14 protein-coding genes, 4 tRNA genes and 1 pseudogene are annotated in these 10,798 nt (G+C 68.7%); 12 read left to right on the top strand and 7 right to left on the bottom strand.

Annotated features, from left to right (window positions below; all coding sequences use genetic code 11):
* Positions 1–341: pseudogene (locus tag VGJ24_RS15270) on the bottom strand (hypothetical protein); the annotation flags it as partial.
* Positions 342–429: 88 nt separating this feature from the next.
* Positions 430–1,044: a hypothetical protein gene (locus VGJ24_RS15265; RefSeq protein WP_331501485.1), complete on the bottom strand. Its 615-nt coding sequence runs from the start codon at positions 1,042–1,044 to the stop codon at positions 430–432.
* Between the two features lie 183 nt (positions 1,045–1,227).
* Here VGJ24_RS15265 and VGJ24_RS15260 point away from each other — a divergent pair, with 183 nt between their 5' ends.
* The 8 genes from VGJ24_RS15260 to VGJ24_RS15225 all read left to right on the top strand — a co-directional run bounded on the left by VGJ24_RS15260 (position 1,228) and on the right by VGJ24_RS15225 (position 5,536).
* Positions 1,228–1,998 carry a hypothetical protein gene (locus tag VGJ24_RS15260; protein WP_331501484.1) on the top strand — a complete coding sequence of 257 codons (771 nt, stop codon included), beginning with the start codon at positions 1,228–1,230 and terminating at the stop codon, positions 1,996–1,998.
* A gap of 6 nt (positions 1,999–2,004) precedes the next feature.
* Positions 2,005–2,703: a class F sortase gene (locus tag VGJ24_RS15255; RefSeq protein WP_331501483.1), complete on the top strand. Its 699-nt coding sequence runs from the start codon at positions 2,005–2,007 to the stop codon at positions 2,701–2,703.
* 30 nt (positions 2,704–2,733) lie between these two features.
* Positions 2,734–3,156, top strand: coding sequence for a cupredoxin domain-containing protein (locus VGJ24_RS15250; RefSeq protein WP_331501482.1), 423 nt, complete (start codon positions 2,734–2,736; stop codon positions 3,154–3,156).
* Between the two features lie 23 nt (positions 3,157–3,179).
* Positions 3,180–3,569: a hypothetical protein gene (locus VGJ24_RS15245; RefSeq protein WP_331501481.1), complete on the top strand. Its 390-nt coding sequence runs from the start codon at positions 3,180–3,182 to the stop codon at positions 3,567–3,569.
* A 419-nt stretch (positions 3,570–3,988) separates the two neighbouring features.
* Complete coding sequence (locus tag VGJ24_RS15240; RefSeq protein WP_331501480.1) at positions 3,989–4,306, top strand: metalloregulator ArsR/SmtB family transcription factor; 318 nt, start codon at positions 3,989–3,991, stop codon at positions 4,304–4,306.
* Positions 4,303–4,827 (top strand): SRPBCC domain-containing protein, encoded by a 525-nt coding sequence (locus tag VGJ24_RS15235; RefSeq protein WP_331501479.1) that lies wholly within the window; start codon positions 4,303–4,305, stop codon positions 4,825–4,827. The genes VGJ24_RS15240 and VGJ24_RS15235 overlap by 4 nt, the downstream gene beginning before the upstream one ends.
* Positions 4,827–5,219, top strand: coding sequence for a VOC family protein (locus tag VGJ24_RS15230; protein ID WP_331501478.1), 393 nt, complete (start codon positions 4,827–4,829; stop codon positions 5,217–5,219). The genes VGJ24_RS15235 and VGJ24_RS15230 overlap by 1 nt, the downstream gene beginning before the upstream one ends.
* A gap of 110 nt (positions 5,220–5,329) precedes the next feature.
* A complete protein-coding gene (locus VGJ24_RS15225) occupies positions 5,330–5,536 on the top strand; it encodes a hypothetical protein (protein WP_331501477.1) in 207 nt (68 codons plus the stop codon).
* Positions 5,537–5,937: 401 nt separating this feature from the next.
* Here VGJ24_RS15225 and VGJ24_RS15220 read toward each other — a convergent pair.
* The 3 genes from VGJ24_RS15220 to VGJ24_RS15210 all read right to left on the bottom strand — a co-directional run bounded on the left by VGJ24_RS15220 (position 5,938) and on the right by VGJ24_RS15210 (position 6,202).
* Positions 5,938–6,012: transfer RNA gene (locus tag VGJ24_RS15220), tRNA-Val, on the bottom strand.
* A gap of 20 nt (positions 6,013–6,032) precedes the next feature.
* Positions 6,033–6,103, bottom strand: a tRNA-Cys gene (locus tag VGJ24_RS15215).
* Positions 6,104–6,129: 26 nt separating this feature from the next.
* Positions 6,130–6,202, bottom strand: a tRNA-Gly gene (locus tag VGJ24_RS15210).
* A gap of 100 nt (positions 6,203–6,302) precedes the next feature.
* Here VGJ24_RS15210 and VGJ24_RS15205 point away from each other — a divergent pair.
* Positions 6,303–7,127, top strand: a complete 825-nt coding sequence (locus tag VGJ24_RS15205; RefSeq protein WP_331501476.1) for an aminotransferase class IV — start codon at positions 6,303–6,305, stop codon at positions 7,125–7,127.
* Positions 7,128–7,223: 96 nt separating this feature from the next.
* A tRNA-Val gene (locus VGJ24_RS15200) sits at positions 7,224–7,295 on the top strand.
* A gap of 714 nt (positions 7,296–8,009) precedes the next feature.
* Here the strand turns inward: VGJ24_RS15200 and VGJ24_RS15195 are convergent.
* Positions 8,010–8,279: a MerR family transcriptional regulator gene (locus tag VGJ24_RS15195; RefSeq protein ID WP_331501475.1), complete on the bottom strand. Its 270-nt coding sequence runs from the start codon at positions 8,277–8,279 to the stop codon at positions 8,010–8,012.
* 92 nt (positions 8,280–8,371) lie between these two features.
* Here VGJ24_RS15195 and VGJ24_RS15190 point away from each other — a divergent pair, with 92 nt between their 5' ends.
* Together VGJ24_RS15190 and VGJ24_RS15185 are read left to right on the top strand one after the other, a co-directional pair.
* The gene (locus VGJ24_RS15190) at positions 8,372–8,797 is read left to right on the top strand and encodes an Hsp20/alpha crystallin family protein (RefSeq protein ID WP_331501474.1); all 426 of its coding nucleotides are present in this window, start codon (positions 8,372–8,374) and stop codon (positions 8,795–8,797) included.
* Positions 8,798–8,885: 88 nt separating this feature from the next.
* Positions 8,886–9,113, top strand: a complete 228-nt coding sequence (locus VGJ24_RS15185) for a hypothetical protein (RefSeq protein WP_331501473.1) — start codon at positions 8,886–8,888, stop codon at positions 9,111–9,113.
* A gap of 919 nt (positions 9,114–10,032) precedes the next feature.
* On the opposite strand, the gene VGJ24_RS15180 is transcribed toward VGJ24_RS15185, so the two are convergent.
* Entirely contained in the window at positions 10,033–10,587 is a 555-nt protein-coding gene (locus VGJ24_RS15180; RefSeq protein WP_331501472.1) for a class I SAM-dependent methyltransferase, read from the bottom strand.
* Positions 10,588–10,798 lie beyond the last annotated feature (211 nt).

Genomic DNA, 10,798 nt, shown 5'->3' with positions numbered 1-10,798 from the left:
AAGATGTCGAAGTAGTCGCCCGTCACCGCCAGGGTCAGCTGTTTGCCGAACCCGCCGGGATGACGGACGGTGACCTGCCACTCGACGTCAAGGCCGGCGCGAGCCACGGCCGGATAGCGCAACGACATCGAGTAGCCACCGCGGCTTGCCGTCGCGGTGCTCGTGCGGACTCCGAGCAGTCCGGTGAGTGCCGTCGCGACCGCGACAGCCATCACGGTGACGGTCGCTCGCCGGGCCCACAGCGCCCGCGAGTGGCTGCCCTCGTCGAGGGGCACTCCTTGGTCGGCCTGCCAGGTCGAGTCTTCGGCTGTGCGAGTGCCTGCCGCGCGTGCGCCCGACATGGGCAGCTCCTCTCGCTGTCTCCTGCAGAGGCAGGTACCCCAGGAGGCAGTCCGGCATTCACCAGCCATGCCCCGCGTGGCGTCGTCGCTACTCGGTCCAGCAACCGATGACCGCTGCGGCGACGCCGTAGGCGACGTCTTGTCGGGTCGCCTGGGGCGGGAGGTCCGTTGTTCGCAGTCGGGTCGCATCGACCCAGAGGGTCTTGTGGTCCTTGATGAACACCACGTCACCGTGCGGCGTCTCGAACGCCGGGAAGCCGAAGTTGGCTAGGCCATGGATGTCGGTGGCAGGGGCGAGGCGGTCCCGCAGGCGGTCGAAGTAGGCGCGGCCAGGTGTGCCCTGATCGAGGTCCTTGACCGAGAGTCGGAGGTCACCGCCCGCCACCTGATAGGTGCAGCTGTAGAGCCGGTGGTGCCAGGCAGGCAGCCCCTCGGGGGACGTGGCCAGGTCGAGGTTGCGACGTATCGCCGAGCGGATCTCCTCGCCGCAGATCATCGAGGCGGTCTCCGTGGGCGCGCCAGCGCCGTGCCCGTGGTCGGCTGCCATCGGATCCGGGGAGTCCGCGCCGGACATGGTGGACCCGCTCATGACGGTTCCGTCGGGCATCGCGTGCGTCGCCGCGGACTCCGACGATGACGAGCCGCACCCTGCGAGAAGCAGTGGTACGGCGCCGCCCAGGGCGAGGGCGAGTCGACGGTTCACCTGGCTCCTTCCGGGGACCCGAAGCGGTGTCCCACTCAGTGATTCGGAGCGTCCACCGCCGCCGGGTTGGGGCGCGTCCTACGGCGCGGTGTCCGGGCCCGGACCAACCCGGCGACCCCTCTGCCTGCGAACGCCCGACGAGACCCCCGGAGGAACCGCCTTCGTCGCGGGCTCGAATCAGAGATGAGGAAGACGATGCAGAAGGCACTTCGCATACTGGCCCCCCTCGCCGCCGCCAGTGTGCCGCTGGCGCTCGCCGCGGGGCCGGCGATGGCCGACTCGGGCTCGTCGTACCAGGCGACGTTGAACCCGCTCAATCACCAGTCGGGGTCGGGCATGCTCATGCTGACTCTGAACGGCGACACGGCCACGATCACCGAGAGCTGGTCGGGACTGGCCGGGGAGTTCAACAACGCGCCGTACCCGCACGTCCAGCACATCCACATCGGCGCCCAGGGCGTCTGCCCCGGTCCTTCGGCGGACAAGAACGGCGACGGCGTCGTCTCCACCACCGAGGGTGGTCCGTCGTACGGCGCGATCGGCACGACGCTGTCCACCAAGGGCGACACGTCTCCCGCCGCGGGCACGAACATCAAGATCGCCCCGGCCGGCTCGAGCACGAGCTACCACCGCACGATCACGCTCGACCCGAAGGTCGTGGCATCGCTTCAGGACGACACAGCCGTGATCGTCGTGCACGGGGACGACCCGTCCACGCTCAGCGCGAAGGCCCAGAAGGAGAAGAGCGACTTGGTGCCCAGCCTCCCGCTGGCCGCCACCTCGCCCGCCCTCTGCGGGGCACTCCACGCGATGCCGGCGGGCGGTGTGAACACCGGGAGCGGCTCCACCGCCGGCCCGGAGGACACGAGCGTTCTGCTGCTGGCCGGCGGACTGTTCGTCGCTGGCGCCGGCACGGCGCTCTACACGGTGCGCCGCAAGAACGTGAAGGTCTGATCGACGTTGACGGCACCCGGCTGGTCGCCCGGACGCAAGGGTGCGCTCGCACTCGCCCTCGCGGCCGTGGTGGCCGCCGTGGTCCTGGTCGTCGTCGTGGTCCGTGCGCAGGTCACCGCACCGGATCCCTGGTCCGCAGGACGGATCGACCCGCCGACCCACTCCTCCGCCGAGGCTCAGCGGGAAACGACGCCGGGGGAGGGCGCGGCCGAGGACGGACCGGCGCCGCTGGGCCCGTCCCGACCGATCACGCTCTCGATCCCGGCGATCGGGGTGCGCACCCCGGTGAACCCGATCGGGCTCGACCGCGACGGCACGCTCGCCGTACCCCAGCCGGGACCGCACCTGGACCAGGCCGCGTGGTTCGAGAACTCGCCCACCCCTGGCCAGCCCGGCCCCGCGATCATCGAGGGGCATGTCGACAGCACCGAGGGACCGTCGGTGTTCTTCGAGCTCGGCGACGTCCATCCGGGAGATCGGATCGTGGTACGGCGAGCGGACGGCCGGGCGCTCACCTTCCGCGTCGACGCCGTACGGGACTTCCTCAAGTCCGAGTTCCCTACCCGCCTGGTCTACGGAGGAAAGGACCTGTCGCAGCCCACGCTGCGGCTCATCACCTGCAGCGACTACGACCCCTCGATCCGCCACCACGTCGGGAACGAGGTCGTGTTCGCCCGTCTCGTCCACGCCACCAACGCGTCGTGACCCATCCCCCTTCGAGCGAGGAGCTCACCCATGCCCAGCCAAACCGTCCGTCGTGCCCGCGTGGCCGTCGCCGCCGTACTCAGCGGCGTCGCGCTCAGCGCGTGCGGCGCCACCAGCGGCTCGACCGCGGCCTCACCGCAATCGGATCCGATGTCCGGGATGTCGATGTCGCCGAGCTCGTCCATGGGCGCGGAGACGACCGGCATGACGTCGATGATCATGATCCAGGACTTCTCGTTCTCCGGTCCGGCCCCGGTCAGGGCAGGGTCGACGGTCACGGTCATGAACGAGGACAAGGAGACCCACACCGTCACTGCCGATGACGGTGACTCGTTCGACGTCACCGTGCCGGCGGGTGCCACCAGGACGTTCACCGCGCCCGCCAAGCCCGGCTCGTACCCGTTCCACTGCTCGTTCCACAGCGACATGCACGGCGCGCTTCGGGTCCGCTGACCGCCCACCTGATCGGAGACGACATGAAGCTCACGAACTCGCCCGCGCAGTGGTGCGCCTCCCTCCTCCTGCTTGTGGCGGCCGGGACCCACATCCCGCTGATCCAGGACCATCTCGAGGAGGCGCCGTACGTCGGATGGCTGTTCGTCATCCTCAGCGTCGTCTGCGTCGCCCTGGCGATCGCGATCCTCTTCGTCGACCGCGCCGGCGTCTGGGCGCTCGGCGGCGTCACCTGCCTCGCCGCCGTCGTCGCGTTCCTCGCCTCACGCACCGTCGGTCTACCCCAGATCGGCGACGACGTCGGCAACTGGACCGATCCGCTGGGCTTTCCTGCCGTCGCATCCGAAGCGCTGATGGCCGCGCTGGCCTACGTGCACCTGCGCGCACGTCCCAGAACGGGACGCCGAGCATGACCGCGCCGGGTGACGCCCCGCCCAACCGGGTTCAGATGAGCGAGGCGCCACTGTTTCCGAGGCCTCGGACGCGTCTGCCCGTGGTGTACGAAGCACCCGCCAGACCTCTCCAGGGTGCGTTCGCCACGTCAGACCCGTCTTCACCCGCGTAGGTGGGTTGGCGGCCTGTTCAAATGACAACGCCCGCCGGCTCTGCATGCCACCGGCAGGCGTTGCGAGCCAGCGGGGCATAGGCATCCCGAGGCCCTTGTCCCCGGCTATGGGGGGTTCGGCCGGGGACAGCTCAACGGTAGACACGCCGGCGTCGTCGGCACCTCGTCCCTCGTGGAGGAATCCGGGCGAGCTTGTCCTGCCAGCGTCCGTGGTCTTGCACCTTACGTACCCTTGTGGGTACGTAACTTGTTCGATACATTAGCGTCGTGGATGCAGTGCTGCACGCGTTGGCGGACGAGAGCCGGCGAACGGTTCTGGAGATCCTGCGCGACCATCCGGCGAACGCAGGGGAGCTGGCCGCGGCGCTCCCGATCGCCCGTCCGGGCGTGTCCCGGCATCTGCGGGTGCTGCGGGAGGCCGGGCTGATCGACGTACGCCGGGAGGCTCAGCGTCGGATCTACAGCCTCCGTCCGGAGGCGCTCATCGAGGTGGACGAGTGGCTGGAGGAATACCGGATGCTCTGGAGGAGCCGGCTCGACGCCCTTCATACAGAGATCGCTCGAGGGAAGAAGGCGCGAACATGAACATCATCGGGACGATGCGGGCGCTCGACGAGACCCGCGGCGCGGTACGTGTCGAGGACGTCTACGACACCGACATCGACGACCTGTGGGAGGCATGTACGACCCCGGAGCGGCTCGCGCGCTGGATCGCTGAGGTCTCCGGCGACCTGCGGATGGGCGGCACGATCCATGCCGTCTTCACCAGCACCTGGACCGGTCCGGGGCGGATCGAGGTGTGCGAGGCGCCGCATCATCTGCTCCTCACGATGGAGCCGGGCACGGACGACGAGTCCGCGATGGAGGCGTGGCTGACCGAGGAGGGGTCGAAGACCAGGCTGGTCGTCGAGGAGCGTGGGCTGCCGGTGGACAAGCTGTACCTGCACGGAGCCGGGTGGCAGGCGCATCTGGAGGACCTGGGGCGGTCGCTAGTCGAGGACACCTCGGCCCACCCGGAGCGCTGGACGTCGGAGACTTCCGCGCCGGCGTGGCACCGGCGCTGGGACGAGCTCACCCCCGCCTACCAGGCGATGGTGATCGAGTGATGTCCGATCAGATCAGACTCAGCGTGACCACGGTGAACGCACCCGACGCGCTCGCCCTCGCGAGCTTCTACGCCGAGCTCACCGGCGGCGACACGTCGGGGAGCGCGCACTGGGCGGCCCTCACCGGGCCGAACGGGTACATCGCATTCCAGCAGGTCGAGGACTTCCGACCACCGGTGTGGCCCGGCGCCGACGTACCCATGCAGATGCACCTCGACTTCTTCGTCGACGACCTCGAGGCGACCGGAGCCCGGGCAGTCGCCGCCGGCGCGTCGCGGCTCGACTTCCAGCCGAACTCCGACCACTGCTTGGTGTGCGCCGACCCGGCCGGCCACCCCTTCTGCCTGTCCACCTGGGACGGGCCGCACCTGGGCGACGAGCCCGACGAGTAGACGGAGATAGCACACGGGCTCCCCAGACGCCCACCGACATCACAAGCGTGTGCGCGCATCGGACAGCGGCGTGTGCGGTCGCTACGATCTTCGCAACCCACGGAGGCAGCATGTCCGATTTCCGGAGCACCAAGGCCACGCAGAGTCTCGGGAGCAAGTTCGCCTCAACCGTCTTGGTGTTCACCGTGCCGCTGCTGCTGTTGGCGATCATCGGCATGGTCGGTGGCAGTTTTGACATCGGAACGGTGGAGATGACCCTCCTGTTGGTGATCTGGGCCGCTGGGTTGGCGTGGGTGTGGAGGCCCAGGCGAGGTTGAGATCCGCTCTCTGACAGCGGCGTGAGGGTGCGCCGTTGCCACGCCTCAGCCCGGTGAGCTGACGCAGCCCGAATCGCACGCCCTGGTCATCTCGGCACTCGACCCGTCCAGCCGAGCAGGGCGCCATAGAACGACCGTCGGCATGACAACGCCCGCCGGCAGGGAGTGCCGGCGGGCGTCGGAAGCATCCCGCAGGGCATGGGGCATCCGCGGGCGCCTCTGCTCCGATCCCGGGGAGATCGGAACGACCTTCGGCCACTCCCAGCGTCGGCGCTGCTCCCCGGGGTGTCATCCCCCCAGGGGGTGAGACGTGGGCGTGCTGCGCAGCCCTCCCCGCTCCTCTTGAAAGAGAGGTCTTGAGGTCGGCGGGGGTGGGGTGGTGGGCTGCTGCTCGATCGTGCTGGTGGGCGATACTGGGTTTGAACCAGTGACCTCTTCCGTGTCAAGGAAGCGCGCTACCGCTGCGCCAATCGCCCGTGAAGGGGTCTTGCTGTCGAGGTGGGTACGGGATTTGAACCCGTGTACACGGATTTGCAGTCCGTTGCCTCGCCTCTCGGCCAACCCACCGCTGGATGGGTTCGAGACCCGCTCCGAGCGGACGACGAGGCTCGAACTCGCGACCTCAACCTTGGCAAGGTTGCGCTCTACCAACTGAGCTACGTCCGCTTGCAGACCCCGGTCGGAACCCCTGCCCGGAGACGCGAAGAGAACCATAGCCGATGCCCTGGGCACCACCAATTCGACCGGCCGCCGGTAGTTTCGAGGCATGCGCACCTGGGTGAACGGCGATCTGCTGACCGATCCTGACGCTCCGGCCGTGGCCGCGCGGGACCACGGGTTGACCGTCGGCGACGGGGTGTTCGAGGTCGTCAAAGTGGTGGACGGCCGGGTCTTCGCGATCGAGCCGCACCTGGAGCGAATGACCCGATCGGCGCGTGGCCTGGGGCTTCCCGACCCCGACCTCGACGCCGTACGCCGCGGGGTCGCCGCCGTGCTGGCAGGCGAGCAGCTCACGCTCGGGCGGGTCCGGATCACGTGGACCGGCGGGCTCGCGCCCCTGGGCTCCGATCGTGGCGACGGTCCGTCCTCCTTGGTGGTGATCGGCGGGGCGATGGATCCCTGGCCCGACACCGCGGCCGTGGTCACCGTGCCCTGGCCGCGGAACGAACGCGGTGCGCTCGCGGGGCTCAAGACCACGTCGTACGGCGAGAACGTGCGGGCCCTCGCGCACGCCCGCTCCCACGGCGCGAACGAGGCCGTCTTCGCCAACCTCCAGGGCCACCTCTGCGAGGGCACCGGCACCAACGTCTTCTACGTCGTCGACGACGAGCTCCGCACGCCGACGCTCGCCAGCGGATGCCTGGCCGGCATCACCCGTCGACTGATCCTCGACTGGTACGGCGCGCGCGAGGTCGACGAGCCGGTCGAGGTGCTCGCCGAGAGGGCCAGCGAGGCCTTCCTGACGTCGACGACCCGCGACGCGCAGGCCATCCACCGCTGGAACGACCGCGAGCTCGGCGCCCCCGGCCCGATCACCACGGAGGTCCGGAAGGTCTGGCACGAGCGCGAGCCGGAGCTGCTCGGCGACTGAGCCGATGGGTGCCGATGGGTGCCGAACGGGTGCCGACGGGGTCCCGTCGGCGAATGTGGCGGGCCCCGATCGGTGCGCTAAAGTCGGCGTCCGCACGGGCGATTGGCGCAGTGGTAGCGCGCTTCGTTCACACCGAAGAGGTCACTGGTTCGAACCCAGTATCGCCCACCCATGTCATTTGGCCCCTGACCCGCGATGGAGCAGGAGCAGGGGCCGCTTTCATTCAGGTGCGTGTCGGATACGTGTCGGACGGTCCCGTCCCAACAAAGAGGCCCGACCCATGACCACCACCACCGAGCGCAGCGTCCCGAGGTTCCCACCCACCGCAGTCCCCTGCCCCGACTTCTGCCACCACGTGGCCGGTCACCCATACGAGATGTTGGACGAGGTCGACCACTCCGGAGATGCGGGTCCACGGCCACCAGTTCGGCCACCACCGGATCCGCGTCGACGCCTCGGTCCTGGCCACGTTCCGGGGCGGTGCCGAAGAGTTCTAGCCGCTGACCATCGCTGCATGGCTGGACGGCAACAACGTGTACGACGAGTTGGCACCGGACCTGGCGATCGAGCTCGGCCACGGGCTGGTCGAGGCCGGCCAGTGGGCCAGCGCTCGGCTGACCTGCCAACGACCAACGCCCGACGCCGTGGTGAGTGGGTGGCGAAGCTCTGGCCCGCTTCGGGGGCGGCCTCACCGGCTTGCGAATGGCAGGAGCCTTGACACTCCATGCCGGCAAGGACGGTGAGGCCGCCTCCTTACCCCCTCTGCCTCCGTGCCCGGTCTGGAGCGGCTCATGCAAGGTTTGCCCGGGCGTTGCTACGTCTTGGAACACACTCTCTATGCCGATAAGGGTCGAGCCCGGGTGCGTGCGGGGTCCGACTGCTTCAGCCACCGAGTCTGGCGCGGAGGCGGTCTACCTCTCGTTCCAGTTCGAGAACTCGGCGGATGCCGGCCAGGTTGAGCCCTTGGGTCAACAGCGCTGCGATGCGCCGCAGCAGGACGATGTCGGCCTGGCTGTACAGGCGTGTTCCTCCGGGAGTGCGGGCGGGGGCGAGTAGGCCGCGGCGCTCGTAGACCCGGAGGTTCTGGATCGGGAGCTCAGCGAGCTCGGCCGCAACCGAGATCGCGAACAGGGCGCTGGAATCTGTCGGCACCACAGTCCTCCGGATCTTGACGATGGATGTATCTCGCGCTATATAAAACCTGCAACACACAATACACATCGTCTTCGAAGGGAGAGATCACCATGTTGCTGCGTTCAACGGACCCGTTCCGTGACCTGGATCGTTTGGCAAGCCAGGTCCTGGGGACGACCAACCGGCCGGCGGTGATGTCCATGGACGCCTGGCGCCAGGGCGACATCTTCCAGATCGAGTTCGATCTGCCGGGAGTGTCCCTGGAGTCGATCGACCTCGATGTCGAGCGCAACGTGCTGACCGTGCGCGCCGAGCGGGTAGGTCGGAACGGCGACTGGGAGATGCTGGCCTCAGAGCGCCCACGCGGCGTCTTCAGCCGTCAGCTGGTCCTCGGTGACAACTTGGACCTCGACAAGATCGAGGCTCACTACGACGCCGGCGTCCTGCGCCTGAGCATTCCGGTGGCCGAGCGGGCCAAGCCGCGCAAGATCGAGGTGAGCCCCGGCACGACCGAACCCGCGGCGATCGAGGCCTGAGCAGTCCCACGTCACCCTCCCCGCCGGCCGGGCATCACGCATGTCCGGCCGGCGGCGGAGTCTGATCGGCACGACGAAGGAGCGCGCCATGACCGTGACAGTCCCACTGAGCGCCGAGCTCTGCGACACCCCGTGCAGCGTCGCCGACTGCCTCGAGACAGCTCACGTGATGGGCTCAGCCACCGTCACCATCACCCCCGGCGCTGGTATCCCGCCCGACTTTCAGACCGTCACCCTCGGGCTACCGCTGTGCACCAACCATGCACACCTGCTCGGACCGGGCTGCGCCCTCACCAAGTTCAGCGCCGGGCTCTGAACCGCCCTGTACGGGTGGCCACTCACGCGAGGTCGAAGGCTCGCAAGCCGGAGAAGACGCTGCCACGAGCACCAAACGCCCCTGGTGAGCGCACTCTCTTGCCGCTGTCCGGGTGCGGCCCGGACAGCGGCCCGGACAGCGTCCCGAGCGCGTGGGCACCGTTCTAAGCAGCGGCGTGGGTCGACGAGGCGCTCCAAGCCGCAGGACGGGGGAGCAAGCGGCCCAGAGCCCCGAGAGCACCGTCGCCCATACCTGCCAGATTGCGGGGGACGATCCCTGGCCGCGGGCGTGGAACGCGCCCCGTGACCTGTCCCCCGATCGGCCAGCGGGGCGCTAACGCACCACAGTCTCGTACCGAGGTCTGGGGTACGTTCCCTCGGCCGGAAACGCAACCGAGGGGACTGCGCCCAACGTTACGCCCGTCCTCGGTGGGAGCACCAGCCTTCGCACCCGTCCCGACGGGAGCCGCCCCTGCCAGCTAACGGGCAGAGGCGGCCCTCTCGGGACCGCCCAGTCCCCCGACTTGGGCGGCCACTCCAGGCCGGACCGTGTGCGTAACCCTCGAGTCAGCCTGGACCGATTCCGTACCCGGCCGTGATCAGCCAAAACCGCACCAAAGGGTGGGCGTACTAGGGACCCACGCTCCCCAAGGGACGAACCGCCAGCGAACGACGCGCGTGCCTACCATGGAGACGCCCCGGTGCCCCCAGCCGGGGACAGGGCCCCGCGGATGCCCCATGCCCCGCGGGGCTCGCAATGTGACAGCCAGCCGAGACCGCCGGCGGGCATGCCCGGGCCCCACGAAACGCACCTGCCGCTGTCCGGTGCATTCTCGGGTGCCCGAGGGCAGGACCGCGTTCTCGTCCGCAACGCCACCCTGGCCCCTCGAGTACGTCGGGTGTTTCGGCACGCACCGCCGTCACCGAGCCGGAGGAAAGCTTCGCTGCCCCGTCTTCTCGGCATGCGGCTTCACCACAGTGCCCCTCTCGAACACGACGATGCTGTCGTAGAAGTGCATCGATCGTGTGGTCCGTGTGAACTCGTCGACGACGAAATCCGGTTCCCGAGAGTGCCAGGCATTGAGTTGGTCCGCGAGCGCCTTGGCGTACTCCATGAACGTGCCGTACTTCCGGTAGCCCCCGCCGTAACGCGGCCAGTAGCTGGTATGGACATCCTCGATCAGGAACACGCCGTCAGGTGCGAGGTGAGGGTAGAGCTCCTCGAACGTCGCGACCTGTTGGCCCATGGTGTGCCCACCGTCCTCGATGAGGACGTCGATCGGTCCGATCTCAGCCGCGAGGTTCCTCAGGAAGTCCCGGTCCTCCTGATCGCCGATGAACACCTTGATGCGCGGCCCTCCGAGCCGGGCGCAGCGAGGGTCGATGTCCACGCCGTAGATCGTTGCCTTGCCGCCGAAGTAGTGGCGCCACATCTGGAGCGAGCCACCCTGGTTGACGCCGAACTCGAGGATCACGACGGGCCTGCCCCGAAATCGCCCGAGGTGACGGTGATAGATGTCGAAGTAGTGAATCCACTTGTGGATCTGCCGACCGGTGTTGGCGCGAAAGTAGCGCTCGAGCGGATTCTCGGCCCTACCGATCGGGCCTCCACGAACACGAAACCGTCCACGGAGCCACTCGACGCGCCGACGGACCCACGGGCTCGCAATCACCGTGCGTGACCCT

This window comes from Nocardioides sp. (assembly GCF_036493135.1).
Classification (GTDB): domain Bacteria; phylum Actinomycetota; class Actinomycetes; order Propionibacteriales; family Nocardioidaceae; genus Nocardioides.
Note: the sequence above shows the minus strand (reverse complement) of the source record. Positions and strands in the feature narration are given on the sequence as shown.